The 24,160-nt window shown below is 38.2% G+C and carries 22 protein-coding genes; 3 read left to right on the top strand and 19 right to left on the bottom strand.

Translation table 11 applies throughout. The annotated features are described in order from the left end of the window. Positions 1 to 699 precede the first annotated feature (699 nt). From GGR10_RS04365 to GGR10_RS04345, 6 genes are all read right to left on the bottom strand, one after another. Positions 700 to 861 (bottom strand): hypothetical protein, encoded by a 162-nt coding sequence (locus GGR10_RS04365; RefSeq protein WP_182480071.1) that lies wholly within the window; start codon positions 859 to 861, stop codon positions 700 to 702. 205 nt (positions 862 to 1,066) lie between these two features. Beyond that, positions 1,067 to 1,387 (bottom strand): phage tail protein, encoded by a 321-nt coding sequence (locus GGR10_RS04360; protein WP_182480070.1) that lies wholly within the window; start codon positions 1,385 to 1,387, stop codon positions 1,067 to 1,069. Between the two features lie 41 nt (positions 1,388 to 1,428). Then, the gene (locus GGR10_RS06790; protein ID WP_210268774.1) at positions 1,429 to 1,593 is read right to left on the bottom strand and encodes a hypothetical protein; all 165 of its coding nucleotides are present in this window, start codon (positions 1,591 to 1,593) and stop codon (positions 1,429 to 1,431) included. A gap of 301 nt (positions 1,594 to 1,894) precedes the next feature. Continuing rightward, positions 1,895 to 2,758 carry an outer membrane protein gene (locus tag GGR10_RS04355; protein ID WP_182480069.1) on the bottom strand — a complete coding sequence of 288 codons (864 nt, stop codon included), beginning with the start codon at positions 2,756 to 2,758 and terminating at the stop codon, positions 1,895 to 1,897. Positions 2,759 to 3,538: 780 nt separating this feature from the next. Further along, positions 3,539 to 4,690 (bottom strand): FMN-dependent L-lactate dehydrogenase LldD, encoded by a 1,152-nt coding sequence (lldD, locus tag GGR10_RS04350; RefSeq protein ID WP_182480068.1) that lies wholly within the window; start codon positions 4,688 to 4,690, stop codon positions 3,539 to 3,541. Between the two features lie 91 nt (positions 4,691 to 4,781). Beyond that, positions 4,782 to 5,870, bottom strand: a complete 1,089-nt coding sequence (locus GGR10_RS04345) for a 2'-deoxycytidine 5'-triphosphate deaminase (RefSeq protein WP_182480067.1) — start codon at positions 5,868 to 5,870, stop codon at positions 4,782 to 4,784. 335 nt (positions 5,871 to 6,205) lie between these two features. Here GGR10_RS04345 and mutL point away from each other — a divergent pair, with 335 nt between their 5' ends. Both mutL and GGR10_RS04335 read left to right on the top strand, forming a co-directional pair. Continuing rightward, on the top strand, positions 6,206 to 8,044 hold the full coding sequence (mutL, locus tag GGR10_RS04340; protein WP_182480066.1) for a DNA mismatch repair endonuclease MutL: 1,839 nt from the start codon (positions 6,206 to 6,208) through the stop codon (positions 8,042 to 8,044). A gap of 115 nt (positions 8,045 to 8,159) precedes the next feature. Beyond that, the gene (locus tag GGR10_RS04335) at positions 8,160 to 8,402 is read left to right on the top strand and encodes a DUF2093 domain-containing protein (protein ID WP_182480065.1); all 243 of its coding nucleotides are present in this window, start codon (positions 8,160 to 8,162) and stop codon (positions 8,400 to 8,402) included. 27 nt (positions 8,403 to 8,429) lie between these two features. Here GGR10_RS04335 and lpxK read toward each other — a convergent pair whose 3' ends face one another. From lpxK to GGR10_RS04290, 9 genes are all read right to left on the bottom strand, one after another. Further along, positions 8,430 to 9,449 (bottom strand): tetraacyldisaccharide 4'-kinase, encoded by a 1,020-nt coding sequence (gene lpxK / locus GGR10_RS04330; RefSeq protein WP_182480064.1) that lies wholly within the window; start codon positions 9,447 to 9,449, stop codon positions 8,430 to 8,432. Further along, a complete protein-coding gene (waaA, locus tag GGR10_RS04325) occupies positions 9,439 to 10,761 on the bottom strand; it encodes a lipid IV(A) 3-deoxy-D-manno-octulosonic acid transferase (protein ID WP_182480063.1) in 1,323 nt (440 codons plus the stop codon). The genes lpxK and waaA overlap by 11 nt, the downstream gene beginning before the upstream one ends. A gap of 12 nt (positions 10,762 to 10,773) precedes the next feature. Beyond that, the gene (locus tag GGR10_RS04320) at positions 10,774 to 11,529 is read right to left on the bottom strand and encodes a lysophospholipid acyltransferase family protein (RefSeq protein ID WP_182480062.1); all 756 of its coding nucleotides are present in this window, start codon (positions 11,527 to 11,529) and stop codon (positions 10,774 to 10,776) included. A gap of 70 nt (positions 11,530 to 11,599) precedes the next feature. Continuing rightward, positions 11,600 to 11,842 carry a DUF4170 domain-containing protein gene (locus GGR10_RS04315; RefSeq protein ID WP_010703331.1) on the bottom strand — a complete coding sequence of 81 codons (243 nt, stop codon included), beginning with the start codon at positions 11,840 to 11,842 and terminating at the stop codon, positions 11,600 to 11,602. Positions 11,843 to 11,886: 44 nt separating this feature from the next. Then, positions 11,887 to 12,693, bottom strand: a complete 807-nt coding sequence (locus GGR10_RS04310; RefSeq protein ID WP_182480061.1) for a 3'(2'),5'-bisphosphate nucleotidase CysQ — start codon at positions 12,691 to 12,693, stop codon at positions 11,887 to 11,889. Further along, the gene (locus tag GGR10_RS04305) at positions 12,680 to 14,011 is read right to left on the bottom strand and encodes a TldD/PmbA family protein (protein WP_182480060.1); all 1,332 of its coding nucleotides are present in this window, start codon (positions 14,009 to 14,011) and stop codon (positions 12,680 to 12,682) included. The genes GGR10_RS04310 and GGR10_RS04305 overlap by 14 nt, the downstream gene beginning before the upstream one ends. Positions 14,012 to 14,108: 97 nt before the next feature. Beyond that, positions 14,109 to 14,942: a patatin-like phospholipase family protein gene (locus tag GGR10_RS04300; RefSeq protein WP_182480059.1), complete on the bottom strand. Its 834-nt coding sequence runs from the start codon at positions 14,940 to 14,942 to the stop codon at positions 14,109 to 14,111. A 698-nt stretch (positions 14,943 to 15,640) separates the two neighbouring features. Beyond that, positions 15,641 to 16,198, bottom strand: coding sequence for a 16S rRNA (guanine(966)-N(2))-methyltransferase RsmD (gene rsmD / locus GGR10_RS04295; RefSeq protein ID WP_182480058.1), 558 nt, complete (start codon positions 16,196 to 16,198; stop codon positions 15,641 to 15,643). A 1-nt stretch (position 16,199) separates the two neighbouring features. Beyond that, positions 16,200 to 17,561 carry a pseudouridine synthase gene (locus GGR10_RS04290; RefSeq protein WP_182480098.1) on the bottom strand — a complete coding sequence of 454 codons (1,362 nt, stop codon included), beginning with the start codon at positions 17,559 to 17,561 and terminating at the stop codon, positions 16,200 to 16,202. 273 nt (positions 17,562 to 17,834) lie between these two features. On the opposite strand from GGR10_RS04290, the gene GGR10_RS04285 reads away from it, so the two are divergent. Continuing rightward, positions 17,835 to 18,320, top strand: coding sequence for a nucleoside deaminase (locus GGR10_RS04285; RefSeq protein WP_182480057.1), 486 nt, complete (start codon positions 17,835 to 17,837; stop codon positions 18,318 to 18,320). Between the two features lie 11 nt (positions 18,321 to 18,331). Here GGR10_RS04285 and GGR10_RS04280 read toward each other — a convergent pair whose 3' ends face one another. The 4 genes from GGR10_RS04280 to GGR10_RS04265 form a co-directional block, all read right to left on the bottom strand. Next, a complete protein-coding gene (locus GGR10_RS04280; RefSeq protein ID WP_182480056.1) occupies positions 18,332 to 18,832 on the bottom strand; it encodes a hypothetical protein in 501 nt (166 codons plus the stop codon). Positions 18,833 to 19,016: 184 nt separating this feature from the next. Next, complete coding sequence (gene ileS / locus GGR10_RS04275; protein ID WP_182480055.1) at positions 19,017 to 21,965, bottom strand: isoleucine--tRNA ligase; 2,949 nt, start codon at positions 21,963 to 21,965, stop codon at positions 19,017 to 19,019. 253 nt (positions 21,966 to 22,218) lie between these two features. Then, positions 22,219 to 23,109 carry an outer membrane protein gene (locus tag GGR10_RS04270; protein WP_182480054.1) on the bottom strand — a complete coding sequence of 297 codons (891 nt, stop codon included), beginning with the start codon at positions 23,107 to 23,109 and terminating at the stop codon, positions 22,219 to 22,221. Between the two features lie 182 nt (positions 23,110 to 23,291). Next, the gene (locus GGR10_RS04265; RefSeq protein ID WP_182480053.1) at positions 23,292 to 24,149 is read right to left on the bottom strand and encodes a porin; all 858 of its coding nucleotides are present in this window, start codon (positions 24,147 to 24,149) and stop codon (positions 23,292 to 23,294) included. Positions 24,150 to 24,160: the final 11 nt, after the last annotated feature.

The raw sequence follows: 24,160 nt of genomic DNA, 5'->3' as shown, positions 1-24,160 counted from the left end.
ACCGAGAAATAGGTAAAAACAGTACGTCATCATTTGAACAGAAGATTGATACAGTCTCGCATATATCCTGTATTGCTGCTTCTTTAGTAACTAAAATCACGTTAATTATTGACCACTATTTGACACCTATCCAAATACAATGACTTCTTTCGAGGGGAGAGTTGATACTGGAACTATAGATGTTGAAAGCTCAAATATTACAGTAAATAATGAAAACTCCTACAATATAAGCTCTTAAAATCTACAGAAATCAACATCCTTATACCTCAAAAGATCCCGAAAAGCTACACATAAGTTTAATAGCGCTCCATTTCCCCCATAGAGAAAGCGTATAACATGACATTAGAAGAATCATAAATAGCAGTACTCATATCGCCAATTCCTAAAGACGATAGTTTTATCCAGCCAATACCCGATAGAACTGTATTCTCACTAAGATCCCCACTTGTGTTTATATCATTAACTGTAACCGTATCTTTGTAAGCAAGTGTTCCAACATCTCTTTTTCAACAGCTTCATCAGCTTTCCTTCTTTAAGCAACAGTTGTAAAATAGCATATAGAATAAGCTGCTGCACTACCTAGTGAAGAAAATGCAAACAATTTTTTATCTTAAAACATTTTCTTTGATTCCTTCATTTTTGGTGGTTCAACATCAAACTTATGCGTGGTGATAGGGAATAAATATCGCTTTAAATCCCTTAATTTGTATTTTCGGGATGTGTTAAACTTGAAAGTTGCAAACGCAATTCATCAACGGCTTTTTGCAAAGCTTCAATGTGTTGATCTGTCTCTTTTTGATAAGCTGTAAAAGCACTTGAAAAATCACGCTGAATATCATCCTTGACCTTATCAAAGAACACAAATTTGCTCTGTGTTGGTAATCTCATCAATTACCGATGGATTATTGATCATCTTAAAAACTTTATGATTTTATGGTGTAAATAACCGTGTTGTATTAACAGGGCGTGTTTCTACTACGCCTGTTAAAGAAATCGTGGATTATGTGTGTATGTGCACCAGATAAGGTTATTGTCACTGTTTTGGATCTATTGTTACAGTCGTGTTTTAACCAATAAAAACAAAGCCATAACATTCCACTACAGAATATGTATACCCATGCGTATGTGCCCCTGCTGACTGAATGGTGCACATATGCGTATGTGCTTTCAAGCTATCTTGTTGCTTTTCAGCAAATTTTCTACCTTGATCTATACCGCGCCCATCATCAGAGCTGTGTAAAAACATCCCCCTAAAATCGGGTACTTTAAAAATGGTATCACTATCTGTCCCCCAATGCTCACCTATTGCCTCGAATAAACGAGGATATTTTTTGTGCTCATAGCTTGCACCATCACACAAAAGCCAATTATTTTGTAGTGTCTGCATAGCAAATATTGCAATAAACCCCAGCTGGAAAAATTTCTATCTTAGGAGATATTTTTAGGAATTGGGTTTAACAAATACCAATCATCAAGATTTCTTGTTAATGTACCGTTATTATAGACCAGTTCATAAATGCCGTCCTTTTGCAGCTCACCACCTTCTAAGGGTATAACACTTGTATCGGTTTTTTTATAAAATAGATCTCTCATTCAAACTACTAACAATCACTGTTGAGGTGCCAACGTTTACGTCATTTGCCCTAAAATGTATAAAATACCATTCTTATATTCCGTGATGGCGGAAATCATGTTCAGTGTAATTGATATCATTTTCTACTATTCACAATAAACCCAGATTAGTAGGACTACCATTACAAACACAAAAACTTGTCAAAATTCAATTAAGCGAATAGTTTAGCCTCTTCTCCACCAAAACGGTGCTTTACAATGTATAATTGATCAAAAAAGCTCTATTTTAATAAAGCTTTTTTATAACTTAACATCATTAACATTAGAATTTATAAGCTACACCAACGCGGAAATCATTAGTTTTGTAGCTATGCTCAACTCCACTCTTTGCGAATTGTTTTTTACCAAAATCCGAGTAACGGTACTCTGTACGCAAAATAGTGTTACCGATCATTACAAAATCAACACCAGCACCTAAAGTATAACCAATCATTGTCCCCGTTCCTCCCACCGTATTATCCACTATCTGCCCCTGTTCTTCGCTTGACCTCAATAAAATATCTTGAAGCTGCGTATAAGAAATACCACCAGCAACATAAGGCATAACACGATCAACTGCAAAACCGACACGTACCCGTGTAGCACCAGCCCATTTCTGTTTTAAAGTATGATTATAAGTTGCAAATTTAATCTTTGAAACAACGTTTTCATTATACATACCATCGTCAGAAGCAGCAACCATCCCTTCAGAATCTCTTACTACGTTTTCATTTTTTAACTCTTTATTTTGAATATAATCATTTATTTTAATAGTTTTTATGTCCTTTTTATCAGACAAAACCATATCCGTATCAATACCTAGAATAAAACTATTCCCGAGACTAACATTGGCACCTGCATAAAAACCTCCAACAACCCCTGAAAGTTTAGGCATAAAATCTTTTCTAATCAAAGCCCATTTTTCAACATCATCATTCTTTAAATAACCTGAACTTAGATCAATTTTATTTGAAAAAATACCAATCTGACCACCAAGATAAAAACCTGTCCAAGAAAAAGAAGGAGCAACAATAACTGATGGTGTAACAGATATTGATCCCTGAGGAATTGTACCATTTTCTGCTTGTACTGCAGAAGTTGCAAGCAAAACAAAAGCAGATACTGTTATTAAATATTTCATGTACATAAATTTCCTCCTTAGCTACGATAGCTCTAACAAATAGTCTCACATTACCCTTCAAAAGAACTGTAGTAAAAATGATACAAGTATAAACAGAAATTAAAGCAATAAGTCCTTTTCACAAATCAAAAACAAGCAACTATCAAGTACCTTAACATCTTTATACTTGCCCAAAACTTGTCGGTGATATTAATTCAGTGTAATAAGTAGAATTTTTCACACACAACTTATCTATATGTGAGTTTACGCTTTGTGTAAATTTTGCAATCTGTGTAGAAAAGGCTTTACATTATTAAACGCTACTGCCCTATCCTTTATAGAGTCGTAATGTAAATTGTTTGTAGCTTATATATCTTGTTCAATATGCTGCTAACTACTTTATTCAAAAAGAACAAATGACGAATCTTACTTAGCACCCTCTCAGAACTATAGTGATACAATCATTCAGCACACAGAAAAAATCGAATAGCATTCGACAGTAATTTGCAAAATCGTTATTAGGCAAAAATTGTTTCAATATTGGATATAAAAACCTAAGGAATCTATTAAACCTCTTATATGTTAGATAAAAATGCACCTTGATTTCTAGCCTAAAATTATGAACTAATTTACCGTTTACGTGGAAGAATGATATGTTTTAAGATATTGATACAAAACAAAAAAGTATTAGCGCTTTTGCAGACGCTAAAAAATAAAGCGATATAAATTATTCTTACTCTATAAATTATATTTTCCTTGTAATTACCCTTCTTTCCAAGAAAATAACATAACACGCTTTTGCATTGATCAATCCTCATAAACATCCGTATTGACTAAATTTTCACGTGTGATTTCTTTTATTGTACGGACACCAATTAATGTCATAGCCACTCGCATTTCTTTAGCAAAAAGATCAAGGAGATGAGCAACACCTTTCTCACCTGTCGCCGCAAGCGCATAAGCAAAAGCACGGCCAATCATAACAGCATCAGCCCCTTGTGCCACCATGCGTACAACATCAAGGCCAGACCGAACGCCAGAGTCAGCCAAAATAGTCAAATTACCTTTTACAGCCTCTGCAATTTCTGGCAACGCCCGCACAGTTGACAACACTCCATCAAGTTGACGCCCACCGTGATTAGAAACAACAATACCATCAGCACCAAATTGCACTGCTTCACGTGCATCCTTTGGATCAAGGATACCTTTCAGAATTATTTGTCCTTTCCAAAAATCCCGAATCCATTGTAAATCATGCCAAGCAATCGATGGATCAAAATTTGCATCAAGCCAGCCAATATAATCTTCCAGTTTAATTTTCTTTTGAAGATAAGTAGAAACATTTCCAAGATCATGTGGACGCCCCATAACACCAACATTCCAAGCCCAGTGAGGATGGACAACAGCCTGCAACATACGGCGTAACTTAGCATAAGGCCCAGACATCCCCGAATGAGCATCACGATAACGTGCACCGGGAACTGGCATATCAACCGTAAAAACCAACGTACGTACACCAGCTGCCCAGGATCGCTCTAATACATCACGCATAAACCCACGATCCTTGAGAACATAAAGTTGAAACCAAAATGCATTTCCAACTGCTGCCTGTACTTCTGCAATAGAGCAAACTGAAACGGAAGATAAAGTAAAAGGAATACCTTTCGCAACAGCCGCACGTGCAGCTTTTACCTCACCACGACGCGCATACATACCAGTTAACCCAACAGGCGCAAGCACAATTGGCATACTCAATATCTGATCAAAAATCTGAGTTGAAAGATCAACCTCTCCAACATGCTTAAGAATCCGCTGACGTAATGTAAGTGCGTGAAGATCTCTACAATTACGCTGCATCGTTTCTTCAGCATAAGCACCACCATCAATATAATGAAATAAAAAGGGAGGTAACCGACGTTTTGCTGCTTTGCGATAATCAAAAGTTGAAGAAATAATCACAGCGATATCCTTTTTCTATATATAAAATACCAAAGCTGTTTCCTCAAAAAATGAACTTATATATATTTGATCAAAATCTGTATTTTCAAACTCATTTAAAATGCTTAGACAATTTTAATCCTTGTGCTTGATAATGTGAACCAATATCATGCCCATAAAGAAGTGCCGGCCGATTAAGCATATGCTCATATACCAAACGACCGATCATTTGACCATGCTCTAAAATAAATGGAACCTCATGGCTACGTACTTCTAAAACCGCCCTGGCTCCTTTTCCACCTGCCTGAGTATGTCCAAATCCTGGATCAAAAAAACCTGCATAGTGTACTCTAAATTCACCAACTAGGGGATTAAATGGTGTCATTTCAGCAGCATAAAGCGGTGGAACATGGATAGATTCTTGCGAAACTAAAATATAAAACTCATCAGGATCAAGAACCAATTCCATTTCACCACAATCATAAATAGGTTCCCAAAAATCTAAAACATTAGCAACACAACGTTGATCAACATCAATAACACTCGTATGATGTTTACCACGATAACCCACAAGCCCCTCTTCGTTTCCTTTCAAATTAACAGAAAGCCCAATACCATCGTCGCTAATATTGGGAAAATCATCCGATATAAGCATTTCATTGCTATGCAAAGCATTTAACTCAATTCCATTCAAATAGCTTTGTCCCTTACGAAACCGAAGTTGTGATAAACGCGAACCTGTACGTACTAAAATCGGAAATGTGCGTGGACTAATTTCAAGATAAAGTGGGCCATGATAACCTGCACAAATTTTATCAAACTCTTGAGCATTATCTGTAATAACACGTGTAAAAACATCTAATCGTCCCGTAGAACTTTTAGGATTAGCAACCGCAGAAAAAATGTTTGGCAAATCCAAATTTTCCAAAAGAGGAACAATATAAACACAACCGGTTTCTAAAACTGCTCCATCCTGCAAATCAAATTCATGCAACTTTAACCGTTCAAGCTTATCAAAAACTTTTGTATCCAGCCCTGGCATAAAGGAAGCACGTATACGATATGCTTTTTTTCCCAAACGTAAATCAATACTCGCAGGCTGTATTTGATCGGCATCAAATGGGCAAATAGCTTTAAGAACGCTACTATCAATTAAAGCTTGTATATCACTATCTGCGAGAATACCGTTCGTGCACACCATATATCCTGCCTTTCATTTTTATTTGCCTCTTTTTGACCTAGATCATTAGTTATCGTAAGTTTTGTTAAGAACAATACTCTCATTCTTTACCGATGTATTCAACTGGTTTATAATCGCAATTAATATAATTCAAAACTATAAAGATAGAACAGTTTTTGGTAAAGTATGATCTAAAAGTAGAAACCTTGAACATTCCAATTATGTATTATTTCCTCCATTGAAAATGAACAGAACCATTCTTAAAATATTATTTTCAACTCTCTCTCATTCTTAAGTACTGAGTAAATATTTTTACTCTTTCTATACAATAAAAACGAACCTTGTTAAATTAAACCATGATCATACGCCACCTCAGCGAAACCATTATTAACCAAATTGCCGCTGGTGAAGTTATTGAACGGCCAGCTAATGTTGTCAAAGAACTTGTTGAAAATGCTATTGATGCAGGAGCAACCCGTATTGAAATTGTTACAGCAAACGGTGGAAAAAACCTTATAAGAGTAAGTGATAATGGCTGTGGTATCCCAAAAGATCAATTAACTTTAGCGATTTCTCGTCATTGCACATCTAAACTTGTCGATGATGTACATAATATTTGCTTCCTTGGTTTTCGAGGAGAAGCCTTACCTTCTATTGGTTCTGTTGCTAAACTTAAACTCATTTCACGAACACAAGATGCTGATAGCGCCGCTGAAATTATCGTTACAGCAGGAAAAATTGAAGGACCAAAACCTGCTGCAGCTAATTCTGGAACAACTGTTGAAGTTCGTGACCTTTTTTTTGTGACACCAGCACGGCTAAAATTCATGAAAACTGATAGCGCTGAAATGAACGCTATTACAGATATGATTAAACGAATTGCTATCGCATTTCCACATATCCGCTTTTCTCTTTCTGGTAAAGACCGAACTCTCATGGAATTACCCGCAACTGAAAACAACACCCAAGGGCAATTAGAACGTATTACACAGATTATGGGAAAAGAGTTTGGCTCCAACACTATTACACTAAATGCTGAACGTGAAACAGCTCGTTTAACTGGTTTTGCCTGTTTGCCATCTTTTAATCGTGGTAATAGCCTTCATCAATTTGTCTATGTTAATGGGCGCCCAGTGCGTGATAAATTTTTATCAGGAGCAATCCGGGGAGCTTACACCGATGTTATGGCTCCAAATCGCCATGCTGTATCCATTCTTTTTATTGATTTGCCCCCTGCTGATGTAGATGTCAATGTGCACCCAGCAAAAGCTGATGTAAGATTTCGTGACCCCGGTTTAATTCGCGGATTAATTATTGGAGCCATTCACGAAGCATTACGCCAGACTGGCATTCGCCCCACCTCAACGGGCTCTAAAGCGATGTTAGCCGCATTTCAAAGACAATCATTCAAAACTTTTAGAAGCCCTCATCAGCCCTTTTCTTATAGCACGCAACCACAGTATGTTACACCAGGAACTACATCAGCAGATCATAAACCAGTAGATATTCCCGACTCTGCTGGTTTAAGAGAAGATATCACCCCTATGATAGAGTATGTAAACACACCTAGTAGTGACGTAGGTTCTGTAAATACCTCTACATCAGAAGAATTATACTATCCATTAGGGGCTGCAAAAGCACAAATTCATAAAAACTATATTGTTGCTCAAACCAAAAATAGTTTGATTATTGTAGACCAGCATGCTGCCCATGAAAGATTGGTTTATGAAGCCCTTAAAAGTGCACTTTACTCCAAACCATTGCCTTCACAATTATTGCTTATTCCTGAAATTGTGGAACTCTCTGAAGAAGATGCAGCGTGTCTTTTAGTGCATAAAGATGTTTTGCAGAAATTTGGTTTAGGAATTGAAGCATTCGGATCAGGGGCAATCGTAGTGCGTGAGACACCTACCATGTTAGGGGAAATCAATGCACAAGCTCTTATCAAAGACCTTGTTGATGAAGCGTCTGAATATGATACCACAGATAATTTAAAAGCAATGCTCAATCATGTTGCAGCAACCATGGCCTGTCATAGTTCAATACGTTCAGGACGCCTTTTACATCCTAAAGAAATGAATGCTCTTTTACGACAAATGGAAGCAACACCTAATTCAAGCACATGTAATCATGGCCGCCCTACTTATATTGAGCTCAAATTAGCCGATATAGAACGTCTTTTTGGAAGAAAGTAAAATCTCACTCACCATTCTAACCTGAAAAAATATTTTTAATTCACTCTCGACTTTATAAAGAAAGCATCTTATGGCACTTTATATATCTTATAAGAATAGAAAGGGCCCATAGAGAATGTTTTCTAATAACGAACGTGAAGCAACTATTCAGTATTCTAGTAATGGATACAAAATTGTGAACTACGGAACCTATACTCTTTGTGCTGTCAGCGGACAAAAAATCCCTATAGATGACCTAAAATACTGGAATCATCATCGTCAAGAAGCATATGCTAGTTGTGAATTGTCCTATCGTCGTGAACTTGAATGCAATCCACATCTTCGTCAATTATTAAAAATAGCGAATGAAACCCCATAAAGCAGAAACTAGTGCTTTAAATATAGATTAAAAAGAATGCTTGCGTTTTCTAAAACGGGCCATAACCTCTTCAAGCAATATACGGCAAAAATCTGCCTGAACAAAATCGACTTCAACATCAAATACGGTAAGACCTTTTAATTCCTTTTGCAAACCATCCACTTGTATGCGAGTATAATCCTTAGCAGTTGTAGCCAGCCACAAATTATGAATTTTGGCTTCTTGTGCAAGGTTCTTTAAATCCGTACTGGTAAAAAAATAATGGTCTGGATAAGAATGAGTTTGTACAACATGACCAGACATTTCTTTAATGGATTTGAAAAATTTATCTGGGTTTCCAATACCAGCAAACGCTAAAAAAGATTTTCCAGCAACCTCATCAGTAATCAAGGGTTTAAGACGAGCATAATGCAAGGGTTTTCCAGAAACTGCTACCAAAAAAGCCACATCATTATGAGAAGCCGCATGACCAATGACTAAAACGCTATCCATTAAAGAAAACTGAGTTTCTAATGGTGCACGCAAGGGCCCTGCTGGAAAAACAGCCCTGTTTCCAAAACCACGCATTGCATCCACCACAAGTAATGCATAATCCATATAAAGGCGACGACTTTGAAACCCATCATCCATCAAAATAAGATCACAGCCTTCTTCCTTAAGGCGTTGTGCTGCCGCATAACGATCAGGCGATACTGCAACCAAAGCATAACGTGCAAGTAAAAGCGGTTCATCTCCAACATCACGTGCATTGTCATATTTCTCATTAACAAGACGTACACCTTTAGCCGTCCCTCCATAACCACGCGACACAATGCCAGGAACAAAACCAAGCTCTTTGGCTATCTTGGCAAAAGCAATCACAACAGGTGTTTTGCCCGCTCCACCTAATGTAAAATTGCCAATACACAAAACTGGCAAATCAATAACACAGGGCTGTCTTTTCATACGACAATGTGAAAAATAGCCATAAACTTTAGCAATTGGTGTAAATAAAAAACGTAAAATGCTTCTATTTTTCCACCAAAAATTGGGAGCTCTAATAAGCATACCCACTCCGACACTGACTTAAACTCGTCTGCATTACAAGTGGCTGTAAAAATGGATCAAGAAGCTTTAATGTGCGCTCAAGTGCACCTGCCATATCTGTTGCTATTTCATAAGCTTTATTAGCCATTTCTTGCCTCAATATTTCATCTTTTAAAAGCTTCTGTACTTGAAGTGCAAGCTGCGCAGTATCTTCAACCACACAAGCTGCATCACGAGATAAAAAATGTTCAAATATATCTCGGAAATTTGCGACATGAGGCCCCGTTAAAATAGCTACACCAAGCAAAGCCAATTCCAATGGATTATGACCACCATAACCACATAACGATTTACCAATGAAAGCAACTTTCGATAAGCGAAGAAAAAGCCCTACTTCCCCAATTGTATCTCCCAGTAAAATATCTGTATTTGCATCCGGGACAGCATGCCTGCTTCTACGAACAAAACGCAAGCCTTTATCACTACATGCCTTGATAATATCTTCTGACCGTTCAGGATGACGCGGAACAACGATTGTTAATAAATCTGGCCAATAATTTTTAAGAATTTTATGAACCTCAAAAACTATCTTTTCTTCCCCTTCATGGGTTGAAATAGCAGCCCAAATTGGACGATTTCCAATAGCATTACAATAACGTGTAACCAACGATTGATTTACAATCGGAACAACATCAGTTTTAAGATTACCAGAAAGCGCAACAGACTTTACCCCAAGCGCGTGATAATAAGCTACATCCTTTTGACTTTGACAAATAACCATATCAATATGTTTAAAAATATGCTTAGCAAGGGGTAATCGTTTTTGCCATGCCTTAAAAGAATGTTCAGACATACGTGCGTTAACCAGAATCTGTGGAATACGCATTTTAGCAAGTGTTTTTATACGTAAAGGCCAAATTTCTGATTCACAAGTCAAGACTAAATCAGGCTTCCAATTGCTAATAAAACGACATACGGCCGCTTCTAAATCCAATGGAGCATATTGATGAATTAACCGATCACCAAAATGCTTTTTCACAAGCGTGGAAGATGTCACAGTACTTGTTGTCAACAATACATTAATTTTTAAAGATAAGATATAATTAATAAGCGGAAAAAGAGAAAGTGTTTCTCCAATACTGGCCGCATGAAACCAAATCAATGGACTTTGAGGACGCACTTTATGACTTTTACCCAAACGTTCCTTCTGACGGCCCCGTTCTTCCTTTCCATAGATAGTACGACAAAATAAATAAAAGGGCACTATAGGGCGCGAACAAGAACCAACTATTCGATAAATTGAAAGAGCTATTCGTGCTTTTAAGTCTATCATCTTCAATAAACCTTACTCACCTATTGCAAGACGGTTATAAGCTTCATCTGTTAAGCGATTCATCATATCTGTTAATTGCATGCGTTTTTCTTCTAGCAAAGCATCACTTGCATCTTTGGAAACAAAAAATGCCTCCCCAACGAGAACAATTGAACGCCCAAAAGGGAGTGGAATTGCAGTTTTATCCCATGTTTTTTCAAGAATTTTCTCTCTTGAAAAAGCATATACACAAGGAATAATAGGACGACCAGATAATTTAGCTAATAAAATAATTCCTCTCCCAGCTTCACGTGCTTTTTTATGCGAAATATCTGCAATCATAGCTGCCGTTTTTCCAGATTTAAGAGCGTTTTTTAGCGTTAACAACGCCTGCGCACCCCCTTTATTTACGTGATGCGTTTGACCGCGCCCCCCTGAACCACGTACAATTTCAAGCCCCAATTTTTTTGCTAATTGCGCATTTATTTCTGCATCTGCAGAACGAGAAAACATAGCCATAACCACTTCATCTCGAGAACGCAGAAAAGGCGCCATAATATGACGCCCATGCCAAAATGTGATAATAAATGGATTATGAGCATTATATGTCTTTGTAAGATCATCTGAACTTTTTAATCGCGGATTTGTCCAATAAACAAAGCGTAGATAGTTCACCAATAACCATACAATAAAAACTTGGACAAACCACGATTTCATCAATGAACCACGATTTTTTCGCCAAAATCGCTTTAAAACACTATCCTTTTTCTTTTGAATTATTTCACTCATCTTGATGTCAAATCCAGTCAATTTAATCTGACTGCTTTATTGTAGCCGGAAAATAATGTTTGAATATAAATTATGCATCACTTATTTCAGGATCAAGAAGTCGGTGCAAATGCACAATATAATAACGTTGTAATGCGTTATCTACACTACTTTGCGCCTTTGCCCGCCATGCCGCATGAGCTGATTGGTAGTCTGGAAAAATACCCACTACATCCAAATCATTAATATTTTTAAATTGATTATCATCAAGATTTTTTAATTCCCCACCAAATACAAGGTGCAATAATTGCTTTTTCTTGTTGGTCTCATTCATTACTGCCTCCGTATCATTAAATTTTTAGTCTTACGTTTATTTGATTAAACTAACTTTGCTTGACGAACAACATCTATCATATCCTGACAGCAATTATTTTCACCGGCAATTAAAAAGCCATATTGATAAGGCTCAATTCTATAAGAAACAAACGGTGCATCAAATGATATAAAACATCCACCACACTCTTGCAAAATAAGATCAGCAGCAGCAATATCCCAACCATGACAATTTGGTCGAACCAACACAAGATCGATCTCACCTTGAGCAACAAGGGCAATACGGTAAGCAAGAGAGGGAATATAACGAAAAAAACTAACCTGATTTAAAAAATTGCATGGTAACTTTTGAGCAACTGATTGATCAAGAGAAATTCTATATTTCCAATTAACACAAGACGACATTAAGCGAGGCAACTTTATACCATTTAACGTCGCCCCCTGACCAATGGCAGCAGCATAAACATCACCTTTAGCCGGACACTGCAAAACACCCACAACAGGACGCCCATTTTCAATAATGGCAACCGAAACACACCAATAAACACTGCCAGAAAGAAAACCACGCGTTCCATCAATGGGATCAACCATAAAATAGCGTTCATAAACCTGTTGTTTTTGATTTTCTTCCATTTCTTCTGAAATCCAGCCATAAGTTGGTCGCGCTTCAAGAAGTCGTTCCTTCAAAAAGTGATCAACCGCGAAATCCGCCTCACTGACCGGTGAATTACCATCTTTGATCCAAACTTCTTGCTCATACCCAAAATATTTCATCGCTAAATCCCCCGCTTCCCGACAAACATCAAGCAAAAGATTAAGGTCAGAATGATAATGCGCGTTATTTTCCTGCAAGTGTCATTCCTTCAATTAACAATGTTGGAGAAGCTGTTGCGTAACGTCGATCAATATCAGTGGCCGGTGTTAAATGCGCTAACATATGAAGCAAATCAGAGCCCAAAGTTACTTCACTCACTGGATAAATGATTTCACCATTTTCAATCCAAAAACCGGAAGCACCACGACTATATTGACCGGTAACAAAATCAACCCCATGCCCAAACAATTCTGTAACATAAAAACCATTTCGTAAAGCTTTTATCATATCATGAGGTGATGCTAAACCCGGTTCAATAGCAAAATTAGTACTCGCTGGTTGAATAAACGATCCGCAACGCACACCGTGCCCATTGGTTTCAAGCCCCAATTCACGAGCTGCTGATGATGAAAGAAGCCAAGTTTTTAAAACACCATTTTCAATAATATTCAATGTTTGCCCTTCTACCCCTTCACCATCAAAAGGACGAGAAGCATTTCCACGCAATCTCAAAGGCTGATCTGTTACATTGACATCAGGTTTCATCACCCTTGTCCCTTGTAAATTTTGTAAAAGGCTCGTTTTGCGAGCAACTGATGCTCCATTAACCATACATGCAATATGCCCAGCAATTTCACGAGCCACACGTGGATCAAAAATAACATCAACTACCCCAGTAGCTGCACGAACTGCTCCTAAACGCCGAACTGCTCTTGATCCTGCATTTTTGCCAATAACTTCTGCATCTTCCAAATCAGAAAAATGTAAAGAAGTTGTATAATCATAATCTCGTTCCATTGCTGTACTTTCACCAGCAAGCGCACTACAAGAACGCGAAAAACAGCTAGAACGATACGCCTCACAAAAACCATTGCTGGTTATAAGAACAAGCCCACTATTGCCGTAAGCCGTTGTAGCGCCACCAGAATTGTTAACCCCTTTAACATCAAGAGCTGCTGCTTCCATTTTTAAAGCATCTTCTGTTAAAAACTGACTTTGCGGAACAAAATCATCAAAAAGGTCAAGATCTTTAGGATGAGTGACTAAACATCCTTTATCTACTAAACCTTCAAACAAATTATCAGGTGAAGCTTTAGCCATTGCAACAGCACGTTCTGCTAATTTTTCTGGATATGATGCCAAATTAGCAGAAACACTTGCTAGTTTTTTCCCAACAAAAACTCTTAATGTAAAATCATCACTTTCTGAAGCTTCTGTCGATTCAACTTTGCCCAGATGAACCGATACACGAACAGAATGTGAATGGACAATAACAGCATCAGCAGCATCTGCACCAGAACGCTTTGCCGCTTCAATCAATGAAACGGCTTTATCAATTTGTTCTTCGACAGTCATTATAAGCTCCTTCAAATATTTACCATTTACAATGATAAATCATTAACAAAATCATATAAAACATCATTTTTATATATTCATAGCCAAATATACATTATTAATGCGCCATTGAATTTTCAATTAATTGAGAAATTTCCCTCTTAGCTTTTTCACGAAAAGGCGCTAAACGTTGTAAAATTTCTTTGGCTTCAAGAAAATCTAAAATATGAATCCCATCAATAGGAGGCCGTAATAAAAGATCCAAGTTTGAAAACCGCAAACGTGCTGCAACAAGCGCCTGTTGCCCTACAACACTTGCAGCAATAAGGCTTTCTGCAACCGAAACATGTCCATTTTTACAATCAACTATTGGTGGCCCGATAACATCAACACCAATTGAAAGATCAACTGGTTCAATAAAGCAATCAAAAGGTACCGGATTGCAAACCGCCCCATCAACCAACAAAATATGGTTACGCAAAACTGGCTTAAACAAACCAGGAATAGCAGAGGAAGCAGCTAAAGCCGAACGCAAATCTCCTTCTTGAATAATAACCATTTCTGCTGTTTTTAAATTTGTAGCCACAGCACAAAAAGGAATTTTTAAAGCACAAAAATCTCGCGAAAAATCACGAGGTAAAAAATTCTCTAAAATAGACTCCAAATTAAATTGCAAAAAACGCAAACCACATTCCCATAGCTCTTTCCATGAAAGAGGCATCAAAGACCATAAACGACGCAGAGCATTATCCGAATGAGAAAAAGTTGAAAGACAATAATCCTCCCAATCAGCTTGTGTCATTCCAGCAGCTAAACCCGCACCCACAATCGAACCAATAGAAGACCCAGCAATAACACTTGGTTTTAAACCCAAATCTTCAAGCGCTCCAATAACCGGAAGATGACCAAAACCGCGCGCTCCCCCACTACCAAACGCTAAACCAATTTTCATTTTATCTTGCCTCTTTTACTCTTCAATTTCTAAGCAAATATAAAGCAATAACCTCCTATGATTCGTGCTATCCATATTGAATCAATTCTTTAACAACTACCAACGTCAGTCCTTTATTTTAAAATCTTCAGCAATTGATCTGACTTAATCAAATATAACAATACTGATTATATTTTGCGTGTCTGTATATAACTAATCAGCAATCCCCAATCTTATTCTTCATATACTTTGCCATAATGTCAGAAAGTGCCATTATATTTTTGTATCACATAAAAACCAACTGCACTTCTATTGTCTAAGTTTACTTGCTCTAACTTATACCTATTAACTATTTTTACCTTAAACAGAGGCCATAGAAAACACCCTATGCACTTATGTAAGATTGTTACTATGATATATCATTAAATAGCGCACCTTTTTGGGAGATTGAAAGCACATTCGTTTTTATTTTAGCAGTAATCATTCATCATATCTATGTTTTTTAAACTATTAAAGAAAACGCACTCTATAAAGTTAAGGCAACATTTCATACACTTACTAACAATCAATCACCACCACACTAAGTTCTATCCATTAAAAAATATTATTTAGAAATAAACTCATGAAAATTATAATTATCTTTTAAAATATTCAGATAAATAAGTTTAAAGCGAATATAACCAATTATTATGAAGAATGACTTTTCTCAAAGTCAAAAATTATGATTGAAGCTTATAAATACGTATGACTGTCTCACCATAAAAACGTTCATCATCTAAACGCAATATATCGGGTAAATTAATAACTGCCTCTTTCATTTCTTCGAGCACAAAAAGTGCTCCATCTTTTGCCCATCCACCTTTAAGAACCTCTATAAAAGCTTTTTCACCCAGACAATAACCATAAGGAGGATCTGCAAAGACAACATCAAATGGAAGCATTGTTCCAATATTACCAAGTTTAGTAGCATCACGACGCAAAATTCGCCCAATTGCTTGCAATCCAAAAGATTCAATATTTTTCTGAATTAAGCCGCGCCCTTCAACTGAGTTTTCAACAAAAACAGCAGCTTTTGCACCACGTGAAAGTGCTTCAATGCCCAAAGCACCAGTGCCAGCAAAAAGATCAAGAACACGCTTATTTGCCCAAAATTGTTCTTCTCGACTCACAAGAATATTAAAAAGACTTTCGCGTATACGATCACTCGTCGGGCGAATAGATTGACCAAGAGGAGATGATAAAATACGCCCTGCAAATTTACCGCCAATAATCCGCACATCAGTCTCCAGATAATTTAGACGTTTTTATTCCATGTCTTACAGGTTTAAACTTGCCTACATTACCACTAAAAAACTTACCCTTTTGCTTGCTATCTGAAAAACGCTTATCATAATCGCCCTTAATAACCTTCCCCTTCTTTTTTAAAAGCTGATCTTCCTTGCCGCAAGCACGTGTTGCATCATAAGATACTTTGCTATGTTTTTTATTAAAACTAACGGATTTTTCTTTTCGTAATTGGCCTTCTAATAATTTTTCTTTTTCTCTACCTGAAAATCTTTTACCAACATAATCACTTGAATGATTATGATAACTGCCTTCATTATAGCAAAACTTCTTACGCTCAACCTGCGGACGCGCGCCAGGAGCCATCCAAACATTAGAATGGCGTGAACGCAGCGACAAATTCTTTGTTTTACCCATAGATTGTTCATCAGATTTCGTATTCAATCGTGCCCGACGACCTTCACAAAAGCCACTTTGCTTTTCATGGCGTGTACCATTTATACGAGAAACAACCTCATCATCACCTGCTAAAAAAAGCTTTTTACTGTTCTGTTTTTTTACAGAAACCACAGAGTTTGAAAATGGTTTAAGAATAGGAGAATCAAAATCCGCATTGGCTTGTGCAATCAAACGTTCACCTAATTGATCACGCAACACCCGGCCCCTTAACTCACGAACTGCCCCTTTATCTAAATCAGCAAGTTGAAATGGACCATAAGATATACGAATTAAGCGATTAACCGATAACCCTAAAGCTCCTAAAACATTCTTAATTTCACGATTTTTTCCTTCACGCAAAGCCACAGAAAGCCATATATTTGCCCCCTGCTCACGTTCAATTGATGCTTCAATCGAACCATAAAAAACACCCTTAATCGCAATACCATTTTTAAGACTATCAAGTTTACTCTGTTTAATTTTTCCGTGGGCACGCACCCGATATTTTCGCACCCACCCCGTTATAGGAAGCTCTAATATACGTGCTAAACCACCATCATTAGTTAATAACAAAAGCCCTTCTGTATTAATATCAAGCCGACCCACAGATAAAACACGGGGCATTTCTTTCGGCAAATTATCAAACACTGTTGGTCTTCCCTCAGGATCACGGTTAGTTGTAACAAATCCTGCTGGTTTGTGATAAAGCCATAACCGTGTCCGTTCCACAGGAGGCAAAGATTTGCCATCAACTGTAATAACATCAGAACGCGTAACATTAAAAACAGGCGTAGTTACAACTGCTCCATTAACAACAACACGCCCTGCAATAATCATCATTTCCGCATCACGACGCGATGCCACACCAGCACGTGCTAATCTTTTAGCAATCCGCTCACTTTCACTGTTTTCATCTATTTTCTTTTTATTTTGCTCCCCCTCAGATCGTTTAGAAAATTTATCATGTGTATCATATCGTTGATCCTGAAAAGAGGGAGTAGTACTATCGTTCATCATTTTCTATCCTTTAACAGCAACAATATGCACCTGTTTATTTTCAAATTCACTGTAGACACTTTTAAAGAAATGATAAAATCTCTTTTATCATAAATTAAATATAAAACGTTCAATTACTCTACAGCAAACTTCTATAACTATTTGATTACCTATTCTCTACATAGAAAGAAAAATATGACTCTTACTCCTATGGAAATAGCCCTTTTAGAAGCACAATTGGCAGCAAAGCAAGACGAAATTCCTGTAGGTGCTGTTATCGTGCGTGGTAAAACAATCATTGCACGTGTTGGAAACTATACAAAAACTGCATGCGACCCTACAGGACACGCAGAAATACGCGCTATTCGTATAGCTTGTGAAATGCTTCAAAGCGAAAGAATTCCTGATTGCGATCTCTATGTAACACTCGAACCTTGCGCTATGTGCGCTGCAGCCATTTCATTTGCACGCATACGACGCCTCTATTACGCAACAAGCGACCCAAAAGGTGGTGCTATTGAACACGGTCCGCGCTTTTATCAACAGCCAACTTGTCATCATATACCTGAAGTCTATTCTGGTTTCAAAGAAAAAGAAGCAAGCCACTTGCTTAAAGAATTCTTCGCTCAAAAGCGAAATCAAAAACACTCTTTACTTTCGCCTCAAACACCTACTCTTTAAACAATAGCCCCTTAAAAAGGCCACAAGCTCTTCTTGTCACCAGATTTTGCTTGTCTTGCAGCACGTTTCCTTTTACGCTCTTTCACTGATTCATCGTACCCCTTTTGACCAACAGGGGCTGTTTTTGCTGGTTGACGATAAATTAAAGGCGGCTCACTAAGATCTCTCTGGTAATTTACATTTCCCTCACCTGCCGTTTGTCGACGGAACAAATATTTCTTACGTCGTTTTTTTACATTCACCTGTGGGGAGCCCCCTACACTATCTGCTTGAGGCGGAGGTAAAACTGCACGCGAATCCGGCCCTGGATATACAAGCTGAGGGCGTTGTTTCATAACAGGCTGATTATTATCTGTTGAGCTAGATGGAACAAGGCTCACAATATCATCAACAAATTGCAATGAAACTGCCTTATCTGTCCCATAAGTGGGAGCAGGCACACGGCACCCTGTCAAAATAAAGCATACGCTGAGGGTGCTCATTAACACTATTTTGACTTCACGCTTTTTCACTGCTTATCCATTTTTCAAACGTATTATTTACTTATATCCACTCTGATTAACTAGAGACTAGTTATCTGCGCACGAACTTGCCTATCTGTAGACATAATAACGCGTTTTGCACTTAACATAAAAGACCCTCCTCAGCAATGACAGAATTCACATGATAAAAACTGTTGAATATCGCTTACTTCAATTATTCTAACTTAGAGCCTTTGCAATTTTCGTCAAGTTCCTGCAATTCCCGTAAAGCAGCCGCATCACGAGCAGAGACATCAGGATAAGCTGGATCACTTCCAACATCTTGTGTATAACGCCATGACCTGGCGCATTTTGTACCTAAAGCCTTATTTGAACACACACCGACACCTTCAACATCATCTAAAATAAACGCATTCGAAGGTGGTATATCCTGAACAATTGTTAGAGCACTGGTGATGCAAATTTCTGCCATATCTAAATTGTCTAACGCTTCTAATAAAACTGGATTAGAAATAAAGACAACAGGCGCTGCCTCTAAAGATGATCCAATACGCTTTTCTGCCCGTTCAAGTTCTAAAGCACCCGTAACAACTTTCCGAACTTGCCGAACTTTTTTCCAACGCTCAGCTAATGCCTCATTTTTCCATTCTTCTGGAGCAGAACGAAATTGCTCTAAATGCACTGAACAACTTTCTGGATAACGCTCCAACCAAGCCTCTTCCATTGTAAAAGGCAACATCGGAGCAAGCCATGTTACCATCCGTTCAAAAATCTCACGGACAACTTGTAAAGAAGCTTTACGTTTTTTTGATGAAGGTGCATCACAGTAAAGAGAATCTTTGCGAATATCAAAATAAAATGCAGATAACTCAATGATCAAAAAATCTAATAATGCACGCATAATTTTTTTAAAATCAAACGCATTATAAGAGTGATTGATCAATTGATCGAGCTCATAAAGACGATGCAGTATGAACTTTTCAAGATCCGGCATAGCACAATAAGATATTTCTTCCCCTGTATCATGCGCTAAAGTTCCAAGCATCCAACGAATTGCATTACGCAGCTTACGATACAAATCCACATTTGTCTGAAGGATCTTTTTGCCTAAACGCTGATCTTCCCAATAATCAGTCGTCATCACCCAAAGACGAAAAATATCAGCGCCAGAGGTTTTAATAACATCTTGTGGAACAACTGTATTCCCCAAAGATTTAGACATTTTTTTGCCATTCTCATCTAGGGTAAAACCATGTGTAATCACCGTTTTATAAGGTGAACAAGCACGCGTCCCACAACTTTCCAAAAGAGAAGACTGAAACCAACCACGATGCTGATCCGACCCTTCAAAATAAACATCAGCAGGCCATTTTAAATCAGAACGACCCTCTAATACAAAACTATGAGTCGACCCAGAATCAAACCAAACATCTAAAATATCACGTACCTGGTGCCAAGACTCATGCGCACGTGCACCCAAAAAACGTTCACGCGCCCCTTGTGCAAACCACGCATCTGCTCCTTCCGCCTCAAAAGCCTGCAAAATACGCTCATTGACTTGTTCATCTTTCAGAACAACACCATCTTCATTGGCAAAAATACAAATCGGAACACCCCAAGCTCGCTGACGAGAAAGTACCCAATCAGGACGATCTGCTATCATAGAAGCTAAACGATTTTGACCAGAAGATGGAACAAAACGCGTTATCGAAACAGCTTCTAAAGCTCGGCTGCGTAAAGTTGAACCATCACCCAAATCTTTATCCATTGAAATAAACCACTGCGGTGTATTACGAAAAATTACTGGTTTTTTAGAACGCCAACTATGAGGATATGAATGCTTTAAACGACCACGTGCAAATAGTCGATCCGCTTGAATTAAAGCATCAATAACCTCTTTATTTGCATTACCCATTTTACCATTATCATCAATAATGCGGGCAGCTCCCTCTTTACGCTCTGGCCCAAAACCAGGTGCATCTTTTGTATAAAAACCAGCATCATCAACGGGAAAAGGAATAGCCGTATCAATACCAGCCTGCTCCAATGCAGATTTATAACTATTCCAAATCTCAAAATCCTCTCGCCCATGGCTAGGTGCTGTATGGACAAAACCTGTACCAGAACTATCCGTTACATGGGGGCCATCAAGCATCGCAATCTTATAGAGATACCCCCCAGCTAAACCTTTTAATGGGTGGGATAGAACAAGAGATTTAAGTTCATCATCTAAAACAGAGCGCAAACGCTTAAGAACAAGTTTCGCTTTTTCTGCGCAACTATCAGCCAAAGCATCAGCAAAAAGAAGCTTTTCACCAGCTTGGGGGCCAAAAGCATTCTCTGCGCTCTCAACCTCATAAACACCATAAGAAATTTTAGAAGCATAACTAACTGCACGGCTTCCAGGAATTGTCCATGGTGTTGTTGTCCAAATTACCACAAAAGCATCATGTAAATCATGAGAAGAAGAGTGTAAAATAGGATATTTAACCCAGATAACTTCAGACTCATGATCGTGATATTCAATCTCTGCCTCAGCTAAAGCCGTGCGCTCCACCACAGACCACATCACAGGTTTTGAACCACAATAAAGTTGATCTGACATAGCAAATTTTATCAATTCACCGGCAATGCATGCTTCTGCGTGAAAAGCCATTGTTGTGTAAGGATTTTTAAAATCTCCAACAATACCAAGACGTTTAAATTCTTCACTCTGAACAGTGACCCAATATTGTGCAAATTCACGACACTCTTGACGAAATTCGTTAAGGGGTACATCATCCTTATTTCTCCCCTGTGCACGGTATTTTTCTTCAACTTTCCACTCAATCGGCAGCCCATGACAGTCCCACCCGGGGACATAATTTGCATTAAAACCACGCATTTGGAATGAACGCACAACAACATCCTTTAAAACTTTGTTTAAAGCATGCCCAATATGAATATTGCCATTTGCATAAGGCGGACCATCATGGATAACATAAAGTGGACGATCTTTTGCTTGTTGACGCAAACGGGTATAAAGATCCATCTTTTCCCACCGAGCCATTAATTCTTGCTCTTTTTGCGGTAACCCTGCACGCATAGGAAAATTTGTTTTTGGTAAATAAAGAGTTTTTGAGTAATCTTTTGAGTAATCTATTGTTTCATTTTTCACAGTCATTGTGAAACGTTCCTGTCCACTTTTATGATTTTATTTTTCATAATTCCCCTAAACCCTGCAACCATGGTTGTTTAATTTATGCGGAAGGCCGAATTAATAATTCGTATGAAGCAACGATTAAGAAGAAAATATCATCACGCGTCAGGGCTTTATCACAAAACCAGTAAAAAAAGAAACCCCAAAATAAATTTATCAAAAAAATAAAGGCCCTGCCAAAGACAGAGCCTTTAAAAAATTTAAATTTTACAACAAATTAGAATTTGTATGCTACACCAACGCGGAAATCATTGGTCTTAAGATCAACTTCAGCCTTGTTATCGATAAATGACTTTTTACCAAAGTCTGAGTAACGGTACTCTGCACGTAACATAACACTGTCAGTCATTGCAAAATCAACACCAGCACCAAGAGTGTATCCAACCAATGTTTTTGAACCTGACAATTCTTCAACAGGTGTCTCTGCACTTGCCGCGTTAGCTTTTTCTGCAACTGAAGCGTTAATTTGCGAATAAGCAACACCACCAGCAACATAAGGCATAATACGATCAAATGCAAAACCAAGACGAACGCGGGTAGCACCAGACCATTTATCACTAAAAGTCACTTCTCTCTTAGCTGGCTGAGCTGATTCACTAGCTTCATCTCCAACTCTAGCTACTACACCCAGGTGTCCACCTACACCTACACCATCTACTGGATTAAGATCACCAATTGGCTGGCCTGGTTTTTGTGAGGTTCCCTCTCCATTGCCTGGATTTGCATCAACTACCGTGTATAATTTTGATGCTTTGGCTTTAGCTCCAGACCAAACGATGTCTGTGTCAACACCCAAAACAAATCCATTACCGAAATCAACGTTAGAACCTGCGTAAAGGCCCCCTACAAAACCTGAAAATTTAGGAAACGCCTTATTGTGTCCAAGAATCCCTGGTAGGTCACCAGAAGCCTGCACCCAACCACTGTTACTTGAAAAGCCACCGATCTGACCACCAAGGTAAAAACCTGTCCAAGAAAAAGTAGGAGTAACAATAACTTGTGGCAACACTGGTGTTGGTCTTTCCTGAACTGGCATATCTGCTGCTTGAGCTACAGAAGCTGAAACTAAAGCGAAAATAGACGCTGTTATTACACATTTCATATTCATAATTTACTCCATAGCTAATGTGTGAATATGCCAGCTTATATAAATCACGTTTGCTAAATATCTGTAGCAAAAAAGATACACCTCTCAATTAAACGTTGAGAGTTCCATTAAAAATAAATTCATAAAAAAATAAAGGCCCCGCCAAAGACAGAGCCTTTAAAAAACTTAAACCTTACAACAAATTAGAATTTGTATGCTACACCAACGCGGAAATCATTGGTTTTAAGATCAACTTCAACTTTATCTTTGACAAATGTCTTTTTACCAAAGTCTGAGTAACGGTACTCTGCACGTAACATAACACTGTCAGTCATTGCAAAGTCAACACCGGCACCAAGAGTGTATCCAACCAATGTTCTTGAACCTGACAAGTCTTCAAGAGGTTTCTCTACGCTTGTCCCTTCAACTTTTTCTGTAACTGAAGCTTTAATCTGCGAATAAGCAATACCACCGGCAACATAAGGCATAATACGGTCAAAAGCAAAACCAAGACGAACTCGTGTAGCACCAGACCATTTATCGCTAAAAGTCACTTCTCTCTTAACTGACTTAACTGATTGACTACCTTCATCTCCAGCTCTACCTACTACACCTGGCAGTCCGCCTGAACCTACAGCCTCCGCAGGGTCAAGATCACCAATTGGGCTTTGACTTTCATGACCCGGACCTGGGAGCGTAACTTCGCCTATACCGCCTGTACCGTCTGTACCAACATCAGCAACCGTAGTATATTCCTTATGCTTGCTAGCTTTAGCTCCAGACCAAACGATGTCTGTGTCAACACCCAAAACAAAACCATTGCCGAAATCAACATTAGAACCTGCGTAAAGGCCCCCTACAAAACCTGAAAACTTAGGAAACGCTTTATTATCAACAAGAATTTCTTTAGTTCCGTTAGGTACGTTATTATAAGTTCCTTTCGAACTGCTCTTACTTGAAAAACCACCGATCTGACCACCAAGGTAAAAACCTGTCCAAGAAAAAGCAGGAGCAACAACAACTTGTGGCAACACTGTTGTTGGTCTTTCCTGAACTGGCATATCTGCTGCTT

The sequence above is a fragment of the Bartonella chomelii genome, from assembly GCF_014138465.1.
Taxonomy (GTDB): domain Bacteria; phylum Pseudomonadota; class Alphaproteobacteria; order Rhizobiales; family Rhizobiaceae; genus Bartonella; species Bartonella schoenbuchensis.
Note: the sequence above shows the minus strand (reverse complement) of the source record. Positions and strands in the feature narration are given on the sequence as shown.

Bases quoted from the DNA above. Each gene is read 5' to 3' on its own strand.
- GGR10_RS04360 (WP_182480070.1), bottom strand. From the start codon at position 1,387: ATGCAGACACTACAAAATAATTGGCTTTTGTGTGATGGTGCAAGCTAT.
- GGR10_RS06790 (WP_210268774.1), bottom strand. From the start codon at position 1,593: ATGAGAGATCTATTTTATAAAAAAACCGATACAAGTGTTATACCCTTA.
- GGR10_RS04355 (WP_182480069.1), bottom strand. From the start codon at position 2,758: ATGTACATGAAATATTTAATAACAGTATCTGCTTTTGTTTTGCTTGCA.
- GGR10_RS04345 (WP_182480067.1), bottom strand. From the start codon at position 5,870: ATGGTGTGCACGAACGGTATTCTCGCAGATAGTGATATACAAGCTTTA.
- mutL (WP_182480066.1), top strand. From the start codon at position 6,206: ATGATCATACGCCACCTCAGCGAAACCATTATTAACCAAATTGCCGCT.
- GGR10_RS04335 (WP_182480065.1), top strand. From the start codon at position 8,160: ATGTTTTCTAATAACGAACGTGAAGCAACTATTCAGTATTCTAGTAAT.
- lpxK (WP_182480064.1), bottom strand. From the start codon at position 9,449: ATGCTTATTAGAGCTCCCAATTTTTGGTGGAAAAATAGAAGCATTTTA.
- waaA (WP_182480063.1), bottom strand. From the start codon at position 10,761: ATGATAGACTTAAAAGCACGAATAGCTCTTTCAATTTATCGAATAGTT.
- GGR10_RS04320 (WP_182480062.1), bottom strand. From the start codon at position 11,529: ATGAGTGAAATAATTCAAAAGAAAAAGGATAGTGTTTTAAAGCGATTT.
- GGR10_RS04315 (WP_010703331.1), bottom strand. From the start codon at position 11,842: ATGAATGAGACCAACAAGAAAAAGCAATTATTGCACCTTGTATTTGGT.
- GGR10_RS04305 (WP_182480060.1), bottom strand. From the start codon at position 14,011: ATGACTGTCGAAGAACAAATTGATAAAGCCGTTTCATTGATTGAAGCG.
- GGR10_RS04300 (WP_182480059.1), bottom strand. From the start codon at position 14,942: ATGAAAATTGGTTTAGCGTTTGGTAGTGGGGGAGCGCGCGGTTTTGGT.
- GGR10_RS04285 (WP_182480057.1), top strand. From the start codon at position 17,835: ATGACTCTTACTCCTATGGAAATAGCCCTTTTAGAAGCACAATTGGCA.
- ileS (WP_182480055.1), bottom strand. From the start codon at position 21,965: ATGACTGTGAAAAATGAAACAATAGATTACTCAAAAGATTACTCAAAA.
- GGR10_RS04270 (WP_182480054.1), bottom strand. From the start codon at position 23,109: ATGAATATGAAATGTGTAATAACAGCGTCTATTTTCGCTTTAGTTTCA.
- GGR10_RS04265 (WP_182480053.1), bottom strand. From the start codon at position 24,149: ATGCCAGTTCAGGAAAGACCAACAACAGTGTTGCCACAAGTTGTTGTT.